The 24,510-nt window shown below is 72.3% G+C and carries 20 protein-coding genes; 12 read left to right on the top strand and 8 right to left on the bottom strand.

Annotated features, from left to right (window positions below; all coding sequences use genetic code 11):
• The first annotated feature begins 4 nt into the window (after positions 1-4).
• The 10 genes from AB0472_RS17605 to AB0472_RS17560 are packed head-to-tail and all read left to right on the top strand — an operon-like array spanning position 5 to position 10,360.
• Positions 5-1,294, top strand: coding sequence for an extracellular solute-binding protein (locus AB0472_RS17605; protein WP_366357356.1), 1,290 nt, complete (start codon positions 5-7; stop codon positions 1,292-1,294).
• A gap of 1 nt (position 1,295) precedes the next feature.
• The gene (locus AB0472_RS17600; protein ID WP_366357355.1) at positions 1,296-2,231 is read left to right on the top strand and encodes a sugar ABC transporter permease; all 936 of its coding nucleotides are present in this window, start codon (positions 1,296-1,298) and stop codon (positions 2,229-2,231) included.
• On the top strand, positions 2,231-3,079 hold the full coding sequence (locus tag AB0472_RS17595) for a carbohydrate ABC transporter permease (protein WP_366357354.1): 849 nt from the start codon (positions 2,231-2,233) through the stop codon (positions 3,077-3,079). Before AB0472_RS17600 ends, AB0472_RS17595 begins: the two co-directional genes overlap by 1 nt.
• Complete coding sequence (locus tag AB0472_RS17590; RefSeq protein ID WP_366357353.1) at positions 3,076-5,139, top strand: alpha-galactosidase; 2,064 nt, start codon at positions 3,076-3,078, stop codon at positions 5,137-5,139. Before AB0472_RS17595 ends, AB0472_RS17590 begins: the two co-directional genes overlap by 4 nt.
• A gap of 40 nt (positions 5,140-5,179) precedes the next feature.
• Complete coding sequence (locus AB0472_RS17585; RefSeq protein WP_366357352.1) at positions 5,180-5,953, top strand: SDR family NAD(P)-dependent oxidoreductase; 774 nt, start codon at positions 5,180-5,182, stop codon at positions 5,951-5,953.
• Between the two features lie 40 nt (positions 5,954-5,993).
• Entirely contained in the window at positions 5,994-6,749 is a 756-nt protein-coding gene (locus AB0472_RS17580; RefSeq protein ID WP_366357351.1) for a FadR/GntR family transcriptional regulator, read from the top strand.
• Positions 6,746-7,891 (top strand): galactonate dehydratase, encoded by a 1,146-nt coding sequence (gene dgoD, locus AB0472_RS17575; RefSeq protein ID WP_366357350.1) that lies wholly within the window; start codon positions 6,746-6,748, stop codon positions 7,889-7,891. Before AB0472_RS17580 ends, dgoD begins: the two co-directional genes overlap by 4 nt.
• Complete coding sequence (locus tag AB0472_RS17570) at positions 7,888-8,715, top strand: hypothetical protein (RefSeq protein ID WP_366357349.1); 828 nt, start codon at positions 7,888-7,890, stop codon at positions 8,713-8,715. The genes dgoD and AB0472_RS17570 overlap by 4 nt, the downstream gene beginning before the upstream one ends.
• A 20-nt stretch (positions 8,716-8,735) precedes the next feature.
• The gene (locus AB0472_RS17565) at positions 8,736-9,371 is read left to right on the top strand and encodes a bifunctional 4-hydroxy-2-oxoglutarate aldolase/2-dehydro-3-deoxy-phosphogluconate aldolase (protein WP_366357348.1); all 636 of its coding nucleotides are present in this window, start codon (positions 8,736-8,738) and stop codon (positions 9,369-9,371) included.
• Entirely contained in the window at positions 9,368-10,360 is a 993-nt protein-coding gene (locus AB0472_RS17560) for a sugar kinase (RefSeq protein ID WP_366357347.1), read from the top strand. Before AB0472_RS17565 ends, AB0472_RS17560 begins: the two co-directional genes overlap by 4 nt.
• A 121-nt stretch (positions 10,361-10,481) precedes the next feature.
• Here AB0472_RS17560 and AB0472_RS17555 read toward each other — a convergent pair whose 3' ends face one another.
• A complete protein-coding gene (locus AB0472_RS17555) occupies positions 10,482-11,402 on the bottom strand; it encodes an NADP-dependent oxidoreductase (protein WP_366357346.1) in 921 nt (306 codons plus the stop codon).
• Between the two features lie 693 nt (positions 11,403-12,095).
• Between AB0472_RS17555 and AB0472_RS17550 the strand changes: the two genes are divergently transcribed.
• Entirely contained in the window at positions 12,096-13,913 is a 1,818-nt protein-coding gene (locus tag AB0472_RS17550; RefSeq protein WP_366357345.1) for an ABC transporter ATP-binding protein, read from the top strand.
• A 176-nt stretch (positions 13,914-14,089) separates the two neighbouring features.
• A complete protein-coding gene (locus tag AB0472_RS17545; RefSeq protein WP_366357344.1) occupies positions 14,090-14,755 on the top strand; it encodes an NUDIX domain-containing protein in 666 nt (221 codons plus the stop codon).
• Between the two features lie 139 nt (positions 14,756-14,894).
• Here the strand turns inward: AB0472_RS17545 and AB0472_RS17540 are convergent, their stop codons facing one another.
• From AB0472_RS17540 to iolD, 7 genes are all read right to left on the bottom strand, one after another.
• Positions 14,895-16,907 carry a beta-galactosidase gene (locus tag AB0472_RS17540; RefSeq protein ID WP_366357343.1) on the bottom strand — a complete coding sequence of 671 codons (2,013 nt, stop codon included), beginning with the start codon at positions 16,905-16,907 and terminating at the stop codon, positions 14,895-14,897.
• Positions 16,904-18,226: a glycoside hydrolase family 36 protein gene (locus AB0472_RS17535; protein WP_366357342.1), complete on the bottom strand. Its 1,323-nt coding sequence runs from the start codon at positions 18,224-18,226 to the stop codon at positions 16,904-16,906. Before AB0472_RS17535 ends, AB0472_RS17540 begins: the two co-directional genes overlap by 4 nt.
• Before the next feature lie 26 nt (positions 18,227-18,252).
• The gene (locus tag AB0472_RS17530) at positions 18,253-19,143 is read right to left on the bottom strand and encodes a carbohydrate ABC transporter permease (protein ID WP_366357341.1); all 891 of its coding nucleotides are present in this window, start codon (positions 19,141-19,143) and stop codon (positions 18,253-18,255) included.
• Positions 19,140-20,120: a sugar ABC transporter permease gene (locus tag AB0472_RS17525; RefSeq protein WP_366357340.1), complete on the bottom strand. Its 981-nt coding sequence runs from the start codon at positions 20,118-20,120 to the stop codon at positions 19,140-19,142. The genes AB0472_RS17530 and AB0472_RS17525 overlap by 4 nt, the downstream gene beginning before the upstream one ends.
• Before the next feature lie 8 nt (positions 20,121-20,128).
• Positions 20,129-21,442: a carbohydrate ABC transporter substrate-binding protein gene (locus AB0472_RS17520; protein ID WP_366357339.1), complete on the bottom strand. Its 1,314-nt coding sequence runs from the start codon at positions 21,440-21,442 to the stop codon at positions 20,129-20,131.
• Positions 21,443-21,763: 321 nt separating this feature from the next.
• Positions 21,764-22,549: a GntR family transcriptional regulator gene (locus AB0472_RS17515; RefSeq protein WP_366357338.1), complete on the bottom strand. Its 786-nt coding sequence runs from the start codon at positions 22,547-22,549 to the stop codon at positions 21,764-21,766.
• A gap of 28 nt (positions 22,550-22,577) precedes the next feature.
• Positions 22,578-24,449, bottom strand: coding sequence for a 3D-(3,5/4)-trihydroxycyclohexane-1,2-dione acylhydrolase (decyclizing) (gene iolD / locus AB0472_RS17510; protein WP_366357337.1), 1,872 nt, complete (start codon positions 24,447-24,449; stop codon positions 22,578-22,580).
• Positions 24,450-24,510: the final 61 nt, after the last annotated feature.

The raw sequence follows: 24,510 nt of genomic DNA, 5'->3' as shown, positions 1-24,510 counted from the left end.
CACCATGGCCAACCCCCAGACCAGCAGACGGCGCTTCCTCGCCGGACTCGGTGCCGCCGGGACCGCGGCACTGCTCAGCGGCTGCGTCACCTCCACCTCCTCCGGGAAGACCTCCTCGAAGGGCCCGGCGACCCTCCAGTCCAACCTGTCCGCCCCGCAGGCCAAGGCCGCGATGGAGGACCTGGTCGCGGCCTACGGGAAGAAGGGGTCCGGCAGCGCGAGCCTGAACACCGTCGCCGCCGAGACCTTCCGCACCCAGCTGCCGACCTACCTCACCTCCGCCAACCCGCCGGACGTGTACACCTGGTACCCCGGCTCGGTCGCGGACGCCTACGCCAAGAAGAACCTGCTGCTCGACCTCGACGAGGTGTGGAACTCCTCGCCCGACCTCAAGCGGTACACCCAGGCGCTCCACTCGCTGTGCACCGCGAGCTCCGGCAAGAAGGTCTTCGTGCCCAACACCTACTACTGGTGGGGCATGTTCTACCGGAAGTCCCACTTCGCCAAGTGGGGCGTGAGCGAGCCCAAGAGCTGGGACGAGTTCCTCGACCTGTGCGACAAGCTCAAGTCCAAGGGCGTCGCCCCGATCGGGCTGGGCGCCGGCGGCAACACTCCCTGGGTGGCGTCGGCCTGGTTCGACTACCTCGACATCCGGATCAACGGCGCCCCATACCACCGCGAACTCCTCGCCGGGAAGCACCGGTTCGACGACCCCGAGGTGCGCAGGGTCTTCGACCGCTGGCAGGAGGTGCTGCCGTACTTCGACCCGAACGGCACCGCCCTCGCCTTCCAGGACGCGACGACCGCCCTGCTCAACGGCAGGACCGGCATGATGCTGATCGGCACCTTCTTCGCCGACTCGGCACCCAAGGACGCCCTGGACGACATCGACTTCTTCCGCTTCCCCGTCATCGACTCCAAGGTCCCGCTCGCCGAGGAGGCGCCGGTCGACGGCTACTTCGCCAGCGCCCGCACCGGCCGCCGCGACCAGGTCTTCGACCTGCTGAAGTACCTCGCCACCGCCGAGGCCCAGGAGATATACATCAAGGGCTCCTCCGGGACCGTCCTGCCCTGCAACCCGGACGCCAAGGACGCCGGCACCGCGCTGGTGAAGAAGGGCCGCGCGCACGTCGCGGAGGCCGCCGAGATCACCCAGTTCTTCAACCGGGACTCCAGCGACGCCCTGCAGCCCACCGCCGACACCGCACTGACCAAGTTCCTGGCCGAGCCGAAGCAGATCGGCGGCATCCTGACCGACTGGCAGCGCGACGCCCAGAAGATCTGGAACGCCTGACGTGGCCCTGCTGACCGCCCCCGACCGGAAGACCCCGGCCCGCCTGCCCGTCAGCGGCAGGCGGCCCCGGGGCCCCCGGCGCACCCCGCCGCTGGTCCTCGCCTTCGTCCTGGTCCCGCTGCTCGCCGAGGCCGTGTGGGTGTTCTGGCCCGCCCTGCAGGGCTTCTACCTCGCCCTCACGAAGTGGGACGGCGTCTCACCGCCACAGTTCGTCGGCCTGGACAACTTCCGGGAGATGGCCCACGACGACGTCTTCCGCAGCGCGCTCGGCCACACCGTCCTGTGGCTGGTCCTCTTCGGTGGCCTGTCCGCCGTCCTGGGCCTCGCCGCGGCGCTGCTGCTCCAGCAGGAGCGCCGCGGGGTCGGCTTCTACCGGGCCGCGCTGTTCCTGCCGGTGGTCTTCTCACTGGTCGCCACCGCCCTCGTCTGGCAGGCGATCTACCAGCCCGACGGCGTCCTCGACCGGGTGCTGGCAGCGGTGGGGCTCGGCAGCCTCCAGCACGCCTGGCTCGCCGACCAGGACACCGCCCTGTACGCGGTGATCGTGCCCGCCCTGTGGCGCCAGATCGGCTACGTCATGGTGCTGTACCTGGCCGGCCTCAAGGGCATCGACCCGGCGCTCTACGAGGCCGCCAAGGTCGACGGCGCGAGCGCCTGGCAGCGGTTCCGGCACGTCACCCTGCCCCAGCTGCGCAGCGTCAACGCCGTTGTGGTGTCGGTCATCATCATCGACTCGCTGCGCTCCTTCGACGTCGTCTGGTCCCTCACCCGCGGCGGCCCCTACCACTCCTCCGAACTGCTCAGCACCTACATGTACTCGACCGCCTTTCAGTCCCTGCGCCTCGGCTACGGCTCCGCCCTGGCCGTCGTCATCTTCGTCCTCGCCTTCGGGGTCATCGCCTCCTACCTCGTCCGCGCCTTCCGGGAGGCCGACTGATGTCCGCCAACTCCACGGCGCTGCGCCGCAGAAGAGCGGCCACCGCCGGATTCCACCTCGGCGCCGGCGCCCTGGCCGTGCTGTGGCTGCTGCCCATCGCCCTGGTCGTGGTGACCAGCCTGCGCTCCTTCGACGACATCGCCGCCCACGGCCTGGGCAGTTGGCCGCGCTCCTTCACCCTGGCCAACTTCGGCCAGGCCTGGACCGACGGCGGCCAGCAGCAGGCCCTGATCAACAGCCTGCTCGTCACGATCCCCTGCGTCCTGGTGACCCTGGCCCTCGCCGCGATGGCCGCGTTCGCCCTCAGCCGCTACGAACTCCCCTTCCGGCGCGCCCTGCTGCTGCTCATGCTCGGCGGCAACCTGCTGCCACCGCAGATCCTGCTCATCCCCGTCTCCAAGCTCAGCGAGGTGATGGGCGTCTACGACACCCTGCCCGCGCTGATCGGCGTGCAGATCGGGTTCGGGGTCGGCTTCTACGTCTTCGTCCTGCACGGGTTCATGCGGTCGATCCCGGTGGAGATCCAGCAGGCGGCGGTCGTGGACGGCGCCGGGCCGTGGCAGATCTTCTGGCGGATCATCCTCCCGCTGACCCGCCCCGCCCTGGCCGCCCTCAGCGCGCTGTCCTTCACCTGGATCTTCAACGACCTGCTCTGGGCGATCACCGTCCTGCGCAGCGACACCAAGATGCCGATCACCGCCGCCCTCATCGGACTCCAGGGCCAGTACGTGTCGCAGTGGAACGTGGTCGCCGCCGGGTCCGTCATCGCCGCCGCCCCCACGGTCGCCGTCTTCCTGCGCTTCCAGCGGCACTTCGTGGCAGGCCTCAACCTCGGAGCGGTCAAGTGAGCCACCAGCGCTGGACCTTGCGGACGGAGCACACCAGCTACACCGTCCGCCTCTCCCCGGACGGCCCCTGGGCCGAGCTCCACGCCTGGGGCCCGCTCGGCGTCGAGGACGGGCCCTCCGCCCTCGACTGGTCCCACCGCACCCACTTCATCACGCCCGCCGACGCGGCACCGGCCGAGTACCTGCCGTACGGGCTGCGGCCGTTCACCGGGTCCGAACTGGTGGTGACCGGCCCCGGCGCGGACCGGGGCGTGTGGTGGGAGTTCGACGGCGCGGAGGAGGCGCAGGGGTCTCTTCGGCTCGCCTTCGTGGACGGGCTGATCGGCCTGCGCACGGTCCTGTGCTACGAGACCGTCCCCGGCACCGACGTGATCCTCCGCTGGAGCGAGTTCACCGCCACCACCGAACTCCGCCTGGAGCGGCTCGACTCGGCCGCCGTCAACGTTCCCGTCAGGGGCGCCGCCCGGCTGACGTTTCTCTCCGGTCAGTGGTCGCAGGAGTTCCAGCACACCCGACTCGACCTCACCAGGGGCACGTTCGCCATCGGCAGCACGCAGGGCGCGCCCGGCCACGCGTACGCGCCCTGGCTCGCCGTGCAGGACGAGGAGGCCGCGTACGGCGTCGCCCTCGAATGGCCGGGCAACTGGCACATCACGGCCGAGGCCGAGCCGGGCGGTGCCGTACGGGTGCGCGCCGGACGGGTCCCGCACGAGGGCGCCGTGCGCCTGGCCCCCGGCCGGACCCTCGCGACTCCCCGCCTCGCCTGCGCGTTCAGCCCGGACGGACTCGACGGCCTGTCCCGGGTCTGGCACCGCTACGAGCGCCGCCTCACCGGCGACCGGCTGCACCGCCCCCGCAAGGTGCTCTACAACTCCTGGGAGGCCACCGGCTTCGACGTCGACGCGGCCGGGCAGCTGGAGCTGGCGAAGGCGGCCGCGGACATCGGGGCCGAGCTGTTCGTCGTGGACGACGGCTGGTTCACCGGCCGCGCCGACGACACCGGGGGACTGGGCGACTGGTACCCGGACCCGGAGGCGTTCCCGCGGGGCTTCGGCCCGTTCGTCGAGGAGGTCCGCGCGCTCGGCCTGGACTTCGGCCTGTGGGTGGAGCCGGAGTCGGTCAGCCCCGGCAGCCGGCTGCACGCCGAACACCCCGAGTGGGTCTACCGCGTCGACGGCCGCCCGGCCCGGCTCGTCCGCAACCAGCTGCTCCTCGACCTCGGCCGGACCGACGTCCAGGACTTCGTCATCGCCACCCTCGACCGGCTGCTCGGCACCTACGGCATCGGCTACCTCAAGTGGGACATGAACCGCCCGCCCACCGAACGCGGCCGCCCCGGCACCGGTTCCGCCGGCCCGGTCGACCTGGACGCCGAGCACGTCGCCGGATACCTGCGGGTCCTCGACCACCTGCGCGCCGCCCATCCCGACGTCACCGTCGAGGGCTGCGCCGGCGGCGGCGGACGGATCGAGCACGCCACCATCGCCCGCACCGACGTCGTCTGGCCCAGCGACAACACCGCGCCGATGGACCGGCTGCGCATCCAGCACGGCTTCCTGCACGCCCACGCGCCGCACGTGATGAGCTCCTGGGTTACCGACGCCCCCGGCATCTTCGACCCGCGTCCGCGCAGCCTCGCCTTCCGCTTCGTCAACGCCATGTGCGGGGTCCTGGGGATCGGGGCCGACCTGCGCGCCTGGACCCCGGAGCAGCGCGCCGAGGCCGCCCGTTGGATCGCCCGGTACAAGGAGGTGCGGGACGTGGTCCACCACGGCGAGGCCCGGCTGCTCGGGACGCCGGACGACCCCACCTGCGGGGTCCAGTACGACGCCGGTGACCGGACCGTCGTCGCCGCGCTCTCCACCGGCCGCCTTGACGGGGCGCCGCTGCTGCCCGGCCGCCCCGACCGGCTCCGGCTGCGCGGCCTGGACCCGGTGGCACGCTACCGGGACACGGCCACCGGAACGTCGTACAGCGGAGCCCATCTGCTCCACCACGGCATGCCGTTCGCGTGGAGTGCCGAACACGACGCCGACCTGGTGGTGCTGAGCCGCCTGTAGGCCGCATATGTTTCCAGCAGTTCACCCTCTAAGGAGCCCGATGGACCAGTCCGTACGACGGTACGGTGCCCGTTTCACCGGCCGCACCGCCGTGGTGACCGGCGCCGCCTCCGGCATCGGGGCCGCCACCGCCGCGCGCCTCGCCGGGGAGGGCGCCGCGGTCGTGCTCGCCGACATCGCCGACGAACACGGCCAGGCCGTGGTGGACGGGATCGAGAAGGACGGCGGCCGGGCCCGGTACGTGCACGCGGACGTCGCCGCCGAGGACGACTGGGCGCGGATCGTCACCGCCGCCCACGCCTTCGGCCCGGTCGACGTGCTCGTCAGCAACGCCTACACCGTCGAGGTGCTGCCGGCCGGCGAGCTGTCCCTGCCGTCCTGGCAGCGACAGCTCGCCGTCAACCTCACCGGCAGCTTCCTCGGCGTCAAGGCGGTCCTGCCCGACCTGCGCGCCCGCCGCGGCGCGGTCGTCCTCACCTCGTCCGTGCACGCGCACGCGGGCATCCCCGGCCACCCCGCCTACGCCGCGGCCAAGGGCGGCCTGCTGTCCCTGTGCGGGCAGCTCGCCGTCGAGTACGGGCCCGAGGTCCGCGTCAACGCGGTACTCCCCGGCCCGATCCTGACCGGGGCCTGGGACCGGGTGGAGCCCGCGGAACGGGAACGCAGCATCGCCCAAACGGCCGCCCGCCGCTTCGGCACCCCCGAGGAGGTGGCCGCCGCGATCGCGTTCCTCTGCGCCGACGAGGCCTCCTACATCACCGGGTCGAGTCTCGTCGTGGACGGCGGCTGGAGCGTCGTGAAGGCCTCCGCATGATGACCCTGGACCGGAACGTGGAAGAGAAAGGCTGTACGACATGACGCCCTACGCCCGCCGCGGTGTGCACGGCCAGACCGTGGAGGCCCTGGCGCGCCGCATCCTGGGCGGCGAGATCCCGGAAGGGGCCACGCTCGACCTGGTGGCGCTGCAGAGCGAACTCGACGTCAGCCTCACCGCGCTGCGCGAGTCCCTCAAGGTGCTCGCTGCCAAGGGCATGGTCGACGCCCGCCAGAAGCGCGGCACCTTCGTACGGGCCCGCGCGGACTGGAACCTGCTCGACGCCGACGTGCTGCGCTGGCAGTTCGAGGGCGGCGGGACGACCGGCGCGGAATGGTCGCTGCTGCGCAACCTCGCAGAGGTCCGCGCCATCATCGAGCCGGCCGCCGTCCGGCTCGCCGCCGAGCGCCGTACCGAGGCCGACCTGCTGCTGCTGGAGACGGCCGTGGAGGCGATGGGGCGGGAGGAGACCGACCCGGGTCACGCCGTCGACGCCGACCTCGCCTTCCACCGCGCCCTGCTCGCCGCCACCCACAACGAACTGCTCGAACGCATGGAGATGGTGATCGAGTCGGGACTCGCCCACCGCGACCGGATCGTGCACAGCTCCCCGCACAGCGAGGACCCCGTCCCCGCCCACCGCGCCGTCCTGGACGCGGTGCGCGACCGCGACCCGCAGGCGGCCGAGACGGCCATGCGGGCCCTGCTCGACCAGGCGGGCCGCGACCTGGCACGGCTGGACAGCCCCGAAGAGGGGACCGGGAGCAACGACACGGAAGGCAGCGTCGGCCGGTGAAGATCGAGCGGATAGAGACCTTCCTCGTCCCGCCGCGCTGGCTGTTCTGCCGCGTCGAGACCGACGACGGAGTGGTCGGCTGGGGCGAGCCCGTCGTCGAGGGGCGCGCCGAGGTCGTCCGCGCGGCCGTGGACGTCCTCGCCGAGTACCTGGTGGGGCAGGACCCGCTGCGCATCCAGGACCACTGGCAGGTGCTCACCAAGGGCGGCTTCTACCGGGGCGGCCCGGTGCTGTCGAGCGCCGTCGCGGGCCTCGACCAGGCCCTGTGGGACATCGCCGGCAAGACCTACGGCGCCCCCGTGCACGCCCTGCTGGGCGGTCCGGTCCGCGACCGGGTGCGGGTCTACGCCTGGGTCGGCGGCGACGAACCCGCCCAGCTGACCGAGCAGATAGCCGCCCAGGTCGAAGCGGGCTTCACCGCGGTGAAGATGAACGCCGCCGGAGCCACCTCGCCGCTGGCGACGGCCGCCGAGACGGCGGCCGTGGTCGCCCGGGTGAGCGCCGCCCGGGACGTCCTCGGCCCGGACCGGGACGTCGCCGTCGACTTCCACGGCCGCTTCACCGCGGCCAGCGCCCGCCGCGTCCTCACCGAACTCGCCCCGCTGCACCCGCTGTTCGTGGAGGAACCGGTCGTCCCCGAACAGGGCCACCTGCTGCCCGGCCTGGTCGCCGCGAGCCCGGTGCCGCTGGCCACCGGCGAACGCCTGTACTCGCGCGCCGAGTTCCTGCCCGTCCTCGCCGCCGGCGTCGCGGTCGCCCAGCCGGACCTCTCGCACGCCGGCGGCATCTCCGAGGTGCACCGCATCGCCTCGCTCGCCGAGACCTACGGCGCCCAGCTCGCCCCGCACTGCCCGCTCGGGCCCATCGCCCTCGCGGCCAGCCTCCAAGTCGCCTTCGCCACACCGAATTTCCTCATCCAGGAGCAGAGCCGGGGCATCCACTACAACAGGGACGCCGACCTCCTCTCCTACCTCGTCGACCCCGAACCCTTCCGGTTCGTGGACGGGCACGCGCACCGCGGTGACGCCCCCGGCCTCGGCATCACCCTCGACGAGGCGGCCGTCCGCGCGGCCGACCGCGCCGGGCACCAGTGGCGCAACCCGGTGTGGCGGCACGCCGACGGCTCCTTCGCGGAGTGGTGAGCGTGCCGCTCGACGTCGTGACCGACCTCGCGCACGGCGGCCGCTGGACCTCGCTGCGGCACGCCGGCCGGGAATGGCTGTGGCGGCGCGAGAGCCCGGAACGCGACGGTGTCGCACCGGGCGACGCGTTCGTGGACGCGGGCGGGCTGGAGGAGTGCGTCCCGACCGTGCGCGGCACCCCCGACCACGGGGACGCGTGGTCCCGGCCCTGGACGCCGGACGGGGACGGGGACGGTGCGACGGTGCGCTGCGAGCGGTTCGCCCTGACGCGCACGCTGCGCGGGACGGACGACGGTGTCGAGGCCGCCTACGTGCTCACGGCCGAACCCGGTTTCCGCTTCCTCTGGGCCGCCCACGCGCTCCTCGACCTCTCCGAGGAGGCCGTCGTACGGGCCCGGGAAGGGGCGCCCACCCGGCTGTTCCCGGAGGCGGCGCCACTGCTGGGCCGTCCCTGGCCGGCCGGTGCCCCCTGGGTGGACGGCGACTGGCCGGCCCCCCGGGGGCTGCGGCTCGACCGGTTCGGGCCGGACGACGGCACGGCGGTCGGCGCCGTGGTGGACGGCGGCCGGTGCTGTGTGCACGACGGCGCGGACCGGCTCGCCTTCGCCGTCGAGGCGGAGGGCCAGCCGGTGTCGGTCGCCCTGTGGCGCAACCTCGGCGGCTTCCCCGTCGGCCGGCCCTATCGCAGTACGGGCGTGGAGCCGATGCTCGGCCGCGTCTTCGACCTGGCCGACGCGGGTCCCGACGACGCCGCCCGCGTCCCCGCCTCGGGCGAGGTCCGCTGGCGGCTCACCGTCGGCGCGTCCTGCCCGTGCCCCCGCTGACCATGGAAGGAGCCCCGCTCGTGGATCTGCGAGCCGCCCTCGCCGCCCGCCGCCTGCTCGCCATCGTGCGCGGCGGCGACCCGGACGCCGCCCTGCGCACCGTACTGACCCTGGCCGAGGAGGGCGTCGAACTGATCGAGGTGTCGCTCAGCGGCGCCGACGCCCTCACCGTCATCGCGCGGGCCCACGAGGAACTCGGCCCCGGCCACCCGCTGGGCGCCGGCACGGTGCTGACCGCAGCCGACGCGCACGCCGCCCACCGCGCGGGCGCCGCCTTCGCCGTCACCCCCGGTCTCGGCGCCGGTGCCGACACCGCGCGGGAGCTCGGCATGCCGGTCCTGGCCGGCGTGCTGACCCCCACCGACGTGATCGCGGCGCAGGCCCGTGACGCGGCCGCCCTGAAGCTCTTCCCGGCCGCCGAGGCCGGGGGAGCGGCCTATCTGAAGGCGCTGCGCGGGCCGTTCCCCGACGCGGCGTTCGTCCCGGTCGGCGGCGTCGACGTGCCGGCCGCGCGGGCCTACCTGGCCGCCGGGGCCACCGCGGTCGGCGTCGGCTCCCCCCTGGTCGGGGACGCGGCGGACGGCGGCAGCCTCGGCGCGCTGCGCGACCGGGCCCGCGCGTTCCGGGCCGTCGTACGGGAGGAGGGGCCCGCGTGACGGCTGCCTGGCGTCCGGCCCCGGGACCCGTCGTCTGCCTCGGCGAGACCATGGCCGCCCTCGCCCCCGACCCGCCCGGGCCGCTGGCGGACGCCGGGCAGCTGCGGCTGTCCGTCGCGGGTGCCGAGTCGAACGTGGCCATGTACCTCGCGGACCACGGTGTCCCGGCCCGCTGGCTCTCGGCCGTCGGCGACGATCCGCTGGGCCGCCGGGTGCGCGCCACGGTCGCCGCCGCCGGGGTCGACGTGACGAGCGTGCGCACCGACCCGCACCGGCCCACCGGCCTCCTCCTGAAGAACCCGGGACCGGCCGGAACCCGCGTCCACTACTACCGCGCCGGCTCGGCGGCCTCGGCCCTCGGCCCCGGCCTGCTCGACTCCGCACCGCTGCGCTCGGCCGCCCTGCTGCACCTCACCGGCATCACCCCGGCCCTCTCCGCCTCCTGCCGCGCCCTGGTGACGCGCGCCCTGGACACCCCCGCCGCCGAACGGCCGTACGCCGTCAGCTTCGACGTCAACCACCGTGCCGCGCTCTGGCCGGACGGCACCGCGCCGACGGTGCTGCGCGACCTCGCAGACCGGGCCGACATCGTCTTCGTCGGCCTGGACGAGGCGCAGCAGCTGTGGGGGGCGGACCTGACCGTCACGGGCCTGCGGGACCTGTTGCCCGGCCCGCGGATCCTCGTCGTCAAGGACGGCGCCCGGGCCGCGACCGCCCTGACCGGGGAGGGTGCCTGCACGGTGCCCGCGCTGCGGACGGCCGTGGTGGAACCGGTCGGCGCGGGCGACGCCTTCGCGGCGGGCTTCCTGGCCGGGCTGCTGCGCGCGGAGCCGCTGTCCCGCGCCCTTCGGCTCGGTCACCTCACCGCCGTCTCCGCGCTCAGGGTGACGGGGGATCACGGGCCGCTGCCCGAGGCGACGGACATCGCCCGGCTCCTCGAACTCCCGGACCCGGACTGGCAGCGGTGCCGGGCGCCGTCGGGAAGCTAGTCGATCAGGGCGACGGACCAACCGGTGGACCGACGCCGGACCCGCCGGCGTCGGCGGCAGGTCCGGCGAGGGCGGGTGCGGCGGCCTTTCCGGTCCGGCCGGGACGGCCGCCCCGGCGCGTTCAGTCCTCCGCCACCCGGATGATCGTCCGGCCGGGCGTGCGCTTGTCCGGGGTGAACGCGGCGATCGCCTCGGTGAGCGGCCGGACCGCGCCGACGACCGGCCTGAGGCGCCCGTCCCGCACCCGTGCGGCGAGGTCGGCGAGGCGCGCGCGGTCGGGTTCGACGACGAAGAAGACCGCCCGTCCGTCCGCGGGATGCACGGTGACCGGATGGGCGATGGTGACCAGCGTGCCGCCGGGGCGGACCAGCGCCGTGGAGCGGTCGAGGATCTCGCCGCCGATCACGTCGAACACCAGGTCGACCTCGCCGATGTCCTCCAGCCGTTCGGCCTGGAGGTCCATGAAGGCGTCCACGCCCAGGCCATGGGCGAACTCGCGGTCGGCCGCCCGGCCGGTGCCGACCACCCGTGCGCCCGCCTCCCGCGCCAGCTGCACGGCGACGGATCCGACCCCGCCCGCGGCACCGTGGATCAGCACGGTCTGCCCGGTGGTCAGGCGGCCGTGGTCGAAGAGGCCCTGCCAGGCGGTGAGCCCTGAGACCGGCAGGGCGGCGGCCGTGACGTGGTCGACGTCGGCCGGGAGCGGGGCGAGGTTGCGGGCCTCGACGGCGGTGTACTCGGCGAGCGTGCCGTCGCGGGCCCAGTCGGCGAGCCCGAACACCCGCTGGCCGACGGTCAGTCCGGTGGTGCCGTAGCCCAGCCCGGTGACCACGCCGGACAGTTCGTGGCCGGGCACGCTCGGCGTGCGGTCGCGGCCGGCCCGGTCGGTCCAGGTGGCGGGCCAGGTCAGTTCGCCGGGCGTGAACCCGGCCGCGTGCACGCGCACGATCACGTCGTTCTCGGCGGCGTGCGGTTGCGGCAGCTCGGTGAGGGCCAGGCCGCCGACTCCGGCGTCGCGGTCCTTGACGGTGATGGCTCGCATGGGGGTTTCCTCGGGGAGAGCGGGGAGAGCGGGGAGAGCGGGGAGAGCGGGGAGAGCGGGGGAGTGGGGACGACGGACAGGCCCCGCCCGGCGGCGGGCGCCCGCTGTGACCCATCTCAGCGTCCGGCGCCGGGTCCTGCCACCGCGGACGATGGCGGGCCGGGATGAGCGGCGGCGCTGCTGTCGTCACGCCTTCGACCCTATGCCGGAACCGGCCCGGACCTCTGGGCCATTCTCGCTCCCATGACACGGGCCACTTCGCCCCAGGCCGCGCGCACCCGATATCCACACGGTGCCGGCCCGCCGGCAGGCCTGACGCCCGTCGACCCGTCGACCGGAGTGCCCGACCCGCGCCGGAACACGCCCGTGTCGACGCGGCCGCCGGCTGTGGGGGACCCGACCGAGCTGCCGGGCTGCGGCCGCTCCCCGCCGTGTCACCGGCCGGGGCCGCTCCCCGCCGCGGCACCGGCTCGGCGAGGTGACCGGCCGGCACCGGCGGGGCCGTACCGGAGCGCCCGGCCACGGCTCCGGTCGGTCGAGAGCGTGTTCGCACCGTAGTCGCCGGTGAAAAAAGACGTGGACCCAGGGACCGTCGTCGCGGGACACTTCCCTTTCCTGACCTGCCGATACCAGGCCGCCGCGACCACACGGTGGCCGACTCGGCATGCCGCGCGACGACTACACAGGGTTGAGATGACATCCTCTGTCGATTTACCTGCGACGGGACCGCGCAAGGGCGCCGTGCTGCTCGCGCTTCGCCACTACGGACGGGAGCTGGCCCGGCTCAAGTGGCTCACGCTGCCCGGGATGCTGCTGCCGGCGCTCGGCAACATCGGAATCAACTACGTCGCCCCGCTGGTCGTGGCCAAGCTGATCGGCCGGATCGCCGACAGCCACGGCCTGGGCCTCGGCGCCACACTGCCGTACGTCCTCGGCTTCGCCGGTGTCCTGCTGCTGGCGGAGACGTTCTGGCGGGTCGGTCTGCACTGCCTGAACCGTCTGGACGCCCTCGGCATCGAGCACCTGTACGTCATCGGCATGGACGAACTGTTCGCGAAGGACGCCGCGTTCTTCCACGACAACTTCGCGGGTTCGCTCACCAAACGGGTGCTGAGCTTCGCCACCCGCTTCGAGGAGTTCGGCGACACGCTGACCTTCAACATCGTCGGCAGCTTCGTGCCGCTGGCGTTCGGCTCGGTGATCCTGTGGCGCTACCAGCCGCTGCTCGTCGTCGCGCTCCTCGCGATGATCGCGGTGACGGCGGTGTGCGTGTTCCCGCTGATCCGCCGCCGCCAGCGGCTCGTCGACCAGCGCGAGGAGGCGATCGCCCGGGTGTCCGGGCACGTCGCCGACAGCCTGATGAACATGGACACCGTCCGGGCGTTCGCCGCCGAGAAGCGGGAGGCCGCCGAACACCGGTCGCGGGTCGCCGAGTCGAGGCGGCGCACCCTGCGCTCCTGGGACTACGGCAACCTGCGCATCGACACCTTCGTCGCGCCGATGTCCGTGGCGACCAACGCGGTGGGCCTGCTGCTCGCGGTGGCGCTGGCGGGCGGCGGGCACAGCGTGGAGGCGGTCGTGGTCGCCTTCACCTACTACACCAACGCGACCCGGATCATGTTCGAGTTCAACCAGATCTACCGCCGCATGGAGAGCTCCATGACGGAGGCGGCCCAGTTCACCGAACTGCTCCTCGAACCGCCGACCGTCACCGACCCGCCGGCCCCGGAGCCGCTGGCGCCCCGGGCCGCCGACGTCCGCTTCGAGCAGGTCTCCTTCACCCACACGGGCGCCAAACCGTTGTTCGAGGGGCTGGAGCTGGACGTGCCCAGCGGGTCGAAGTTCGGGTTCGTCGGGCGCTCCGGCGGCGGCAAGACCACGCTGACCCGGCTGCTGCTGCGGATGACCGACATCGACGCCGGCCGGATCATGATCGGTGGCCAGGACATCAGCCGGCTGCGCCAGGCCGACCTGCGCAGCCAGATCGCCTACGTCCCGCAGGACCCGGCGATGTTCCACCGCACCCTGCGGGAGAACATCGCCTTCGCCCGGCCGGACGCCACCGACGCGGAGATCCGGCTGGCCGCCGAGGCCGCGCACGTCACGGAGTTCGCCGACGCGCTGCCCGACGGGTTCGACACGATGGTGGGGGAGCGCGGCGTCAAGCTCTCCGGCGGCCAGCGCCAGCGGGTCGCCCTGGCCCGGGCGATCCTCAGGAACGCCCCGATCCTGCTCCTCGACGAGGCGACCAGCGCGCTCGACTCCGAGAGCGAGATCCTCGTCCAGGAGGCGCTGTGGCGGCTCATGGAGGGCCGCACGGCACTGGTGGTGGCGCACCGGCTGAGCACGGTCGCCTCCATGGACCGGCTGGTGGTCCTCGACCGAGGCCGGATCGTCGAGCAGGGCACGCACCACGAACTGCTCGCCGCGGAGGGCGCCTACGCCAAGCTGTGGCAGCACCAGTCGGGCGGGTTCCTGGACGAGGGGCCCAGACCCGCCGAAGTGCACTAGGCGCTGCGCCGGAGGGGCCGAGGGGGCCTTGTCGGTCGGCTGCGGGCCTGTCGTGGCTGGTCGCGCAGTTCCCCGCGCCCCTTCGGGGGCGCCTCGTGCGGCGCGCTCCTGCGGGCGGGTGGTAGACAGGTGACCATGAGCCACCTGAACGCCCTCGCCCGCGCGGCGGGACCGCGATGACCGCCGGGATCGACAGCCCCGACCGCCGGGGCCGTACCGGTCTCGACCGGACCGGTCTGGATCTGACCGGCAACCCGCGGGTGAAGGTCCGGGACGTGAAACTGCTGTCCAGTCACTGGTACGTCGAGCGGGCCACCACCTTCGACCTCCAGCACGCCGACGGCACCTGGCACACCGAGGAACGCGAGACCCACGACCGGGGCAACGGCGCCACGCTCCTCCTCTACGACACCGAGCGCGAGACCGTCCTGCTCACCCGCCAGTTCAGGTTCCCGGTCTATGTCAACGGCCACCCCGACGGCATGCTGGTCGAAACACCGGCGGGGCTCCTGGACGACGAGGCCGAGCACCCGGAGCACGCGGTGCGCCGCGAGGTCGTCGAGGAGACGGGCCACACCGTCGGCGAGGTCGAGCACGTCTTCGACGTCTACATGAGCCCGGGCTCGGTGACCGAGCGGATCTCCTTCTACGCGGCCGCCTACGGCCCCTCGACCCGCACACACGAGGGCGGCGGCCTGGACGAGGAAGGCGAGGACATCGAGATCCTCGAACTCCCCTTCCGGCGTGCCCTGGAGATGATCCGCACCGGCGAGATCGCCGACGCCAAGACCATCATGCTGCTCCAATGGGCAGCACTGGAGGGTCCGTTCGCCCGCGACTGACATGCGCCCCGCGCCTCCCTGAGGGGCGCGGGGCGCACATCAGTCGCCGGCCACAACGCGCCCTTTCAGGGGCGCGGGGAACTGCGCGACAAGCCACGACGGACCCGCGGCCGCCGAACGGCCGCACCGCCCCCGGCGGCTATGCGTCCCGCCGCGGCTCCCGCACGACGGCGACCTCGCCCGGCGCCACGGAGACCGTCCCGTCGGCCGGCTTCCCGGACAGCAGCTCCACCGACCCCGCCGCGACCGGGACTTCGGCTCCCGCGCCGGTGTGGTCGATCACGAACACGTAGTCCGCGTCCGCCCCGCGCCGCACGGCGACCTCCACCCCGGCCGGGGCGGTACGGCCCGCGGCCACGCCCGCCTCCGCGCGGATCCGGCCGAGCAGCCCCGCCAGGGTGTCGGCGTCCGGGAGCGTCGCCACGTACCACGCGGCGCCCGCGCCGTAGCCGTGCCGGGTCACGGCAGGCACCCCGGTGAGCGGACCGTCGGCGTACGAGGTGACCGCTTCCGCGCCCGCGAGCCGTACCCGCTCCGACCAGAGCGAGCCCTGGCCGCCCTCGCTCAGTGTCACCCGTTCCTCGGGCAGCAGTGGGAACAGCTCGTCCGTGGAGACGCCCAGCAGCTCCCGGAAGGCGCCCGGGTAACCGCCCAGCCGGACATGGCAGTTCTCGTCCACCGCGCCGCTGTGGAAGCCGACGGCGAGGGTGCCGCCGGCCTCCGCGAAGGCGGTCAGGTTCGCGGTGCCCGTGTCGTCCACCAGGTAGAGGCTCGGGGCCAGCACCACCTTGTACGCCGACAGGTCGGCGTCCGGGCGGACGAAGTCCACCGCCACGCCGGCCCGCCACAGCGGCTCGTACCAGGCGCGGACGACGTCCAGATAGCGCAGCCGCCCGCTCGGCTGCGAGGGCAGTTCCACGGCCCACCGGGCGTCCCAGTCCCAGACGACGGCCACATCGGCGGTGCCGGTGCTGCCGCGCACCTCGGCGAGTGCCCGGAGGTCCGCGCCCAGCCGGACCACGTCCCGCCAGATCTGGCTGTCGGTCCCGGCGTGCGGCAGCATCGCCGAGTGCCACTGCTCGGCGCCCGTCTTCGCCGCCCGCCACTGGAAGTAGCAGATGCCGTCGGCGCCGTGCGCCACGTGCGCGAGCGCGTTGCGGCGCAACTCGCCCGCGATCTTGGCCCGGTTGACGGGCTGCCAGTTCACGGCGCCGGTCGAGTGCTCCATCAGCAGCCACGGACCGCCCGCCAGCGAGCGCATCAGATCGCCGCTCAGCGCGATGTCGATCTGCGACTCCGGGTCCGTGGACCGCAGGTAGTGGTCGTTGGCCACCACGTCCAGCTCCGGTGCCCAGCGCCAGTAGTCGAGGGCGTCGAAGTTGAACATCACCATGAAGTTGGTGGTGGCCGGGACGGCGGGCGCCGCCAGCCTGAGGACGTCGCGCTCCGCCGTGTACAGGGAGAGCAGCTCGTCGGAGCAGAACCGCCGCCAGTCCAGCTGGTGCGTCGGGTTGGGCACGGCACCGGTCGCGCGGGGCGGCAGGACCTCGTCCCAGTCGTAGTACCACTGGCTCCAGAAGGTCGTGCCCCAGGCGTCGTTGAGCGCCGCCAGGTCGTCGCCGTACCGGGCCCGCAGCCAGCGGCGGAAGGAGGCGGCGCTGGTGTCGCAGTAGCAGGCCGCGTTGTGGCAGCCGTACTCGTTGTGGACGTGCCACATCCGGACGGCCGGGTGGCCCGCGTACCGGTCGGCGATCGCGCCGGTGATGCGCAGTGCGGCCTCGCGGTAGGCGGGGCTGCTCGGGCAGAACGTCTGGCGGCTGCCGTAGGACAGGGCGCGGCCGTCGTGGTCCACCGGCAGCGCCTCGGGGTGGGCGCGGAAGAACCAGGCCGGCGGGGCGGCCGTCGGGGTGGCCAGATCGGCGGCGATGCCGTTGTCGTGCAGCAGGCCGAGGATCCGGTCCATGCGCGAGAAGTCGAAGACGCCCTCGGACGGCTCCAGCAGCGCCCACGAGAAGATGCCGACGCTGACCATGTTCACGCCCGCCTCGCGCATCAGGCGGACGTCCTCGGCCCACACCTCCTCGGGCCACTGCTCGGGGTTGTAGTCGCCGCCGTAGACGATGCCGGGGACGGAGAGGGTGCGGTCGTTCATCGGTTGGCTCCGGTAACTCCGGTGAGAAGGCGGCGGGTTGTCTCCACGCCCCACTGGTCGAGGGAGAGCAGCCGGTCGCTGGTGGCGACCAGACCGCCGACCGCCGCCACGTGCGCCGCCCAGCGCGCACGGGTCTCCACGGCGGGGCGGGCCAGCAGGCAGTCGGGGTCGTTGACCCAGAGGCGGCCGTGCTGCCACTGGCGGCCGACGCCGGTGAACTCGGCGGGATCCTGGCCGGGCTGGCTGAAGTCGTCGGCTTCGGGGCGGCGGTGCGGAGCCGTGTCCGGGCTGACCCGCATGGCGTCGAACAGGCCGATGGAGGGCAGCATCGGCGCGCCGCAGCCCACCAGGTACGCGTCCGCGCCGATCGCCTCCCGGATCAGCCCGACGCCCAGCCGGTACGCGGTCAGCGCGTCCGCGCCCGAGTGCCGTACGCCGTCCATCGCGCCCGCGTAGAGGAAGTCGGTCTTGAAGTAGTCGTAGCCCTCCGCGCGCAGCGTCGCGAAGACGTCGGTGAGGTAGGCCGCGGCGGCCGGGTGGGTGGTGTCCAGGACGTACAGCACGTGACCCCAGTTGCGGCCCGCGCGCAGCGGTCGGCCCTCGGGGTCGCGGACCAGCCAGTCCGGGTACGTCTCGGCGAGGTCGCTCGCCGGGTCGACCAGGAAGGGTGCCGTCCAGATGCCCGCCCGGCGGCCGCGGGCGCGGATGGCGTCCGCGATGCCCCGCCGGGAGCGGAAGCGGCCGGAGAGGGTCAGCCAGTCGCCCAGCGCGCTCTGGTGGCCGTCGTCGATCTGCACCACGTCGATCGGCAGGTCGAGGGTGTCCATCGCCCGCAGGTTCTCGTGGATGTCGTCCTCGGTGACGGCCGTGAAGTACTCGTACCAGGAGCACCAGACGGTGGGCGCCGGGCGGGGCGCCGGCACGGCCAGCGCGCCGGCCCACTCGCCCAGCACGGACTGGATGCCCGCGCCGGTCCACTCCTTGACCGGGCCGTCGGCCTCGACCTCGGCGACCCCGCCCGCCACGGTCAGCCGGACCGACGGCACCTCGTGCAACGGGTCGGCCGCCGCCCAGAGCCGCACCGGGGAGCCGTCGCCCGGGTCGAGCGCCAGCAGTCCCTCGCCCTGGAAGGCCCCGGCGGGGACGGTACGGCCGGGGCGGTAGCACACGGTCGCCCAGTTGGCGTTCGCCGGGCGGTACGGGGCCGCCCCGAGGGCGTAGGCGCCGCTGGGCGACCAGGACTGCCAGCCCTCCTCGTGGACACGGGCGGTACGCGTGTCCACGGGCACCGAGGCGACCGGGGTGAACGGGTTGTGCACGGGGTTCTCTTTCGGACGGGGCCGGATCAGCCCTTGGCGGAGCCCAGGGTCAGACCGCTGACGAACTGCTTCTGGAGCGCGAAGTACACGAGCAGCGTCGGGATCGCGGTCAGCAGGGAACCGGCGGCGACCAGGTTCGGGTCGGTGAAGTACTGGCCGGAGAGGTTGTTCAGCGCCGACGTGATCGGCATATTCTCACCGGTCGAGATCAGCACCAGCGCCCAGAAGAAGTCGTTGTAGATCCAGATCGACAACAGGGTCGCCAGGGCCGCCATCGCCGGCTTGCACAGCGGCAGCGTGATCTGCCAGTACAGCCGCCACACCGAGGCACCGTCCACCAGCGCGGCCTCGGTCAGCTCGTGCGGCAGCGAACGCATGTAGTTCGAGAGCACGAACGCGCAGAACCCGGACTGGAACGCCACGTGGATCAGCACCAGGCCGAGCGCCGAGTCGTACAGCTTGCCGCTCTGCGTGATCCCCGGCAGGTTCGTCAGCAGGTACATCCGGTACAGCGGGGTGATGATGACCTGCTGCGGCAGCAGGTTGCCGGCCGTGAAGACCAGCAGCAGGAACAGGTTGACCCGGAAGTCGAACCGGGCCACGTAGAACGCGACCATGGACGACAGGAACAGCGTGAGCAGCACGGCCGGGACCGCGATGACCAGCGTGTTCATGAAGTAGTGGGTCATGTCCGACTGCTCGAACGCGTTTTTGAAGTTGTCGAGGTTCAGCGTGTGCGGCCAGGACACGTAACCGCGGTCGCTGGTCTCGCTGTACGGGCGCAGCGCCGAGAAGATCGCCCACAGCAACGGGGCGAGCCATGCCAGGGCCGTGACCGCCAGGAACACGTGCAGCAGCACGCGGGCCGGGCGGATCGGGTTGCGCTGCTTGGGCAGCGCACTGCTCACGGTGCTCATGCGCGGCGCTCCTTCCGGAAGGTCGCGATCAGGTAGGGAATGATCACGATCAGCGAGATGAACAGCAGCACCACCGCGATCGCCGAGCCGTAACCGATGCGGCTGGACTCGCCGATGATGTTGTTGGTCACCAGGATGGAGAGCAACTCGGTACCCTGGGCGCCCTTGTTGAAGACGAAGACCAGGTCGAAGGCGCGCAGTGCCTCGATGATGGTCACGACCAGGACGATGGTGTTGGTCGGCCGCAGCGTCGGGAAGATGACGTTCTTGAACGTCTGCCACTCGTTGGCGCCGTCGAGGGCCGAGGCCTCCCGCAGCGACGGGTCGACGCTCTTCAGGCCGGCCAGGTAAAGGATCATCATGTAGCCGGTGTGCCGCCAGGACGCGGCGACCAGGACCGCCCACAGGTTGAGGTTCGGGTCACCGATCCAGTCGATGTAGTGGCCCGGCTTGTTGGCGCCGATGATGCTGTTGATCAGACCCGTGTCCGGGTTGTAGATCAGCTGCCAGACGAACCCGATGCACGCCAGGGAGATGACGACGGGCAGGAAGAACGCCGTCTGGTAGACCCGGCTGAACCGGATCTTCTTGTCCAGCTGCACGGCCAGGAACAGGCCGAACGGCGTCGGGATCAGGATGAGCACCACGAACCAGATGACGTTGTGCTCGACGGCCGGCCAGAACTGCGGGTTGTCGGCGAAGAGTTGATGGAAGTTGTCGAATCCGACCCACTTGATGGAGTCGAAGCCGATGCCGTCCCAGGAGGTGAAGGCGAGCAGGATCGAGGCCAGGGCGGTCACCCAGACCAGGAGTACATGGAGGATCGTCGGCACGCCCGCCATGAAGGCGAGGGTGATCCGGTCACGGCGGGTCAGCAGGCGCTTGTGGCCCTGCCGGATCCGCTTCTTCTCGGACGCGCGCCCAGGAGGCGGCACGGCGGCCGCCTCCTGGGACTTCGTGGGGGTGTCGGTCGACATTCGGGAGCTCACTCGGACGCGAAGATCGTCTTCTTCTGGCGCTCGATGGACGAGAGCAGGCTGTCGATCCCCTTCGGGTTCTGCAGGAACTTCTGCAGACCGGGCTGCATCACCGTGGAGGTGAAGTCCGGACGCGAGTCGCGGTCCATGAACTGGGTGAGGTTCTTGGCGCCGCTGATCATCGTGTACGCCTTCTTCTGCAGCGCGGTGTACGACGAGGTGTCGGCCTTGCTGGAGGCGGCCACCACGCTGGAGTCGGCCTTGAGGTAGATCTGCTCGGCCTCGGGGGTGCCCAGGTACTCCATGAGCTTGACGACACCGTCGTGGTTCTTGGGGGACTTGCTGACCATGAAGCCGTCGGTGGGCGCTTCGACGGTGTCCTGGCCGTACGCGGAGTTGAGCTCCGGGAAGGCGAAGAAGTCGAGGTCGTCCAGGTCCGCCTTGTTGGTGAACTGCTGGGCCACGAAGGAGCCGAGGACGTACATGCCGGCCTTCTTGGACACCAGGGACTGTGCGGCGTCCTGCCAGGTGCGGCCCATGAAGCCGTCCTGGTGGTAGGGGAGGATCTCGGCCCAGTGGTCGAAGACGGCCTTGACCTTGGGGTCGGTCCACGCCTCCTTGCCCGCCATCAGGGACTTGTGGAAGTCGTAGCCGTTGAGGCGGAAGTTGATCTGGTCGAAGGTGCCCATCGCCGGCCAGGCGTCCTTGTCGCCGAACGCGATCGGGACCAGGCCGTCGTTCTTCATCTTCTTGCACAGGGCGACGAACGCGTCCCAGGTGGTGGGGACTTCGTAACCCTTGGCCTGGAAGAGGCTCTTGCGGTAGAAGATCGCCCACGGGTACGTGTACAGCGGGACGAAGTAGTACTTGCCGTCCTCGCCCTTGCTGAGCTGCTTCATCGCGTCGGGGAAGTTGTCCCCGATCTTCGCCCACACGTCGTCGATCGGCGAGGCCAGGTTCTTGGCCGCGAAGAACTGCATGCGGTAACCGGCGAACCAGGTGAACACGTCGTCCGGCGTACCCTGCAGGTAGGAGTTGATCTGCTCCTGGAAGGTGTTGTGGTCCTTCGTGTTGACGTCGACCTTGATGCCGGACTGCTTGGTGAAGGCGGCGTAGATCTCCGCGAAGGCCTTCTTCGGCACGGCGTCGGACGAGTTGGAGCCGAGGCTGACGGTCTTCGGGTCGGAGGAGGACCCGCTGCCGCCGCATGCGGAGAGCAGGGGTATGCCGGCGCCCGCGAGGAGGGCGGCCGAACCGGCACCGCGCAGGACGTTACGGCGGCTCGGACCCGGCACGTGAAGACCGGACGGGGAGATGCGCATGGCGGCTCCTGTAGTAACAGGGTTCGGCAAGGGGAAGAGTTGATCTTCGAAAGGTCCCGAAACCGATCAGAAACCAACTCGGCCGAACATCGTGGGCGCAATAACAGCCGCTTGTCCGCTCATGCGTCAATAGCCTGCGGCTCTCTCGCCCGTCTCTTGCCCGAAACGTAATCGACATGGTTGCCTGCCGGTTTGTTGAACAAAGCGGGACGATGGAGCCCCCTCGGGGCAAACTCCGTGGGGGCTCGTGTGCGGGCGTGTTGGTTTCGGCCGACGGGACCGGCGGATAAACCCGCAGCAACCGCCCGGGCACGGCGTGTCCTAGGGCCGTACCAGCAGCTGGAAGTCGAAGGCGTACCGGGACGCCCGGTAGACGTGGCTGCCGTACTCCACCGGCCGCCCGGTGTCGTCGTACGCGGTCCGCTGCATCGTCAGCAGGGCGGCGCCCTCCTTCTCGTCCAGCCGCACGGCCTCCTCGGCGGTGGCGCTGCGGGCGCCCACCGTCTGCCGGGCGCTGTGCAGGGTGATGCCCGCCGTGCGCATCATCCGGTACAGGCCGGTCGACTCCAGCCGCTCCGTGTCGAGTTCGATCAGGGCAGCGGGCAGGTAGTTGCACAGGAACGCCACCGGCTGGCCGTGCGTGCAGCGCAGCCGCTCCAGGACGACGACCTCCGCGCCCTCTGCGATGCCGAGCGCGGCGGCCACCTCGGCGCTCGCCGGGATCCGCTCGTTGCGCAGCACCCGGGTGGTCGGGCCCTGTCCGGCCGACTCCAGGTCGTCGTAGAGGCTGCTCAGCTCCAGCGGCCGCTTGACCTGACTGTGCACCACCTGGGTGCCCACGCCCCGGCGGCGCACGAGGAGGCCCTTGTCGACCAGCGACTGGATGGCCTGGCGGACCGTGGGCCGGGACAGCCCGAGCCGCACGGACAGGTCGATCTCGTTGCCCAGGAGGTTGCCCGGGGCAAGCACCCCGTGCTCTATGGCCTCCTCCAGCTGCCGGGCGAGCTGGTAGTAGAGCGGAACCGGACTGCCGCGGTCCAGGGCGAAGTCCAGGGTGTCGAGCGCCGAGACGGTCGCGCTGCGGGCGGAATCGCCGGTACGGGCCACCGGGACACCTCCTTCCGGGGTCGGGGGATCACAGGTGCCGGCGGCGGTCGGCGACCTGCCGGTCGTACTCCTCGCGGGCGTGCACGGCGGCCTCGCGGGCGGCGGTCTCGGCGACCGGCACGTCCCACCAGGCCTCGGCCCCGGGGGCGGTCGGCGCCGGGTCCGTCTCCACGTACACGCACGTCGGCCGGTCGCTCGCGCGGGCCGCCGCGAGGGCCTCGCGCAGCTCCCGCACGGTCTTCGCGCGCAGCACCTCCATGCCGAGGCTGGCCGCGTTGGCGGCGAGGTCCACCGGCAGCGGGGCGCCCCCGAAGGTGCCGTCGGCCGAGCGGAAGCGGTAGGCGGTGCCGAACCGCTCGCCGCCGACCGTCTCGGAGAGCCCGCCGATGGAGGCGTACCCGTGGTTCTGGATGAGGACCAGGTTGACGGGCAGTCCCTCCTGGACGGCGGTGACGATCTCGGTCGGCATCATCAGGTAGGTGCCGTCGCCCACCAGCGACCAGACCACCGTGTCCGGGGCCGCCTGCTGGACGCCGATGCCGGCCGGGATCTCGTAGCCCATGCAGGAGTAGCCGTACTCCAGGTGGTACTGGCGTGGCGAGCGGGCCCGCCACAGCTTGTGCAGGTCGCCCGGGAGCGAGCCGGCCGCGTTGATGACAACGTCGTCATCGCCCACGACGGCGTCCAGGGCCCCGAGCACCTGGGTCTGGGTGGGTACGGCGTCCTCGTCGTCGGCGCGGTAGGCGGCCTCGACGACCGCGTCCCAGCGCTCCTTGCCGGCCCGGTACCCGGCCTCGTACGCGCCGTCCACGCGGTACCCGGACAGTGCCCCGGCGAGCGCCTCCAGCGCCGTCCGCGCGTCCGCCACGACCGTCCGCGCGGCCAGCTTGTGGGCGTCGAAGCCGGTGATGTTCAGGTTCAGGAACCGTACGTCCGGGTTCTGGAAGAGGGTGCCGGAGGCCGTGGTGAAGTCGGTGTACCGGGTGCCGACGCCGATGACCAGGTCGGCGGTGCGCGCCAGGTCGTCGGCGACGGCGGTCCCGGTGTGCCCGATCCCGCCGAGGTCGGCCGGGTGGTCGTGGCGCAGCGAGCCCTTGCCCGCCTGGGTCGAGGCGACGGGGATGCCCGTGGCCTCCACAAGGGCCCTCAGGGCGCCTTCCGCGCGGCTGTGGTGGACTCCGCCGCCCGCCACGATCAACGGCCGCCTGGCGGCCCGCACGGCGGCCACGGCGGCCGTCAGCTCCACCGGGTCCGGGGCCGGCCGCCGGACCCGCCACACGCGCTCCGCGAAGAACTCCTCGGGCCAGTCGTACGCCTCCGCCTGGACGTCCTGGGGGAGGGCCAGGGTGACCGCGCCGGTCTCGGCCGGGTCGGCGAGCACCCGCATCGCGTTCAGCGCGGAGGGGACCAGCGCCTCGGGGCGGGTGATCCGGTCGAAGTAGCGGGAGACCGGGCGCAGGGTGTCGTTGACGGAGACGTCGAACTCCGTCGGGTGCTCCAGCTGCTGCAGCAGCGGGTCGGGCGCGTGGCTGGCGAAGTAGTCCCCGGGGAGCAGCAGGACGGGCAGCCGGTTGATGGTGGCGAGGGCGGCGCCGGTCACCAGGTTGGTGGCGCCCGGCCCGATGGACGTGGTGACCGCCTGTGCGGAGAGCCGGTCCAGCTGGCGGGCGTGCCCGACGGCCGCGTGCACCATGGCCTGCTCGTTGCGGCCCTGGTGGTACGGCATGATGTCGCCGTACTCCAGGAGGGCCTGGCCGATCCCCGCCACGTTGCCGTGGCCGAAGATGCCCCAGGTGCCGGCGATCAGCCGGTGCCGGACACCGTCGCGCTCGGTGTACTGGGCGGACAGGAACCGCACCAGCGCCTGGGCGACGGTCAGGCGGGTGGTCGGCTGGCTCATGGGGGACCTCATTCGGACGGGGTGTGTCGTGGGTCGGGCGGGCGTCGGCGGACCGGGTCAG

The organism is Streptomyces sp. NPDC086777, assembly GCF_040702065.1.
Taxonomy (GTDB): Bacteria; Actinomycetota; Actinomycetes; order Streptomycetales; family Streptomycetaceae; genus Streptomyces.
Note: the sequence above shows the minus strand (reverse complement) of the source record. Positions and strands in the feature narration are given on the sequence as shown.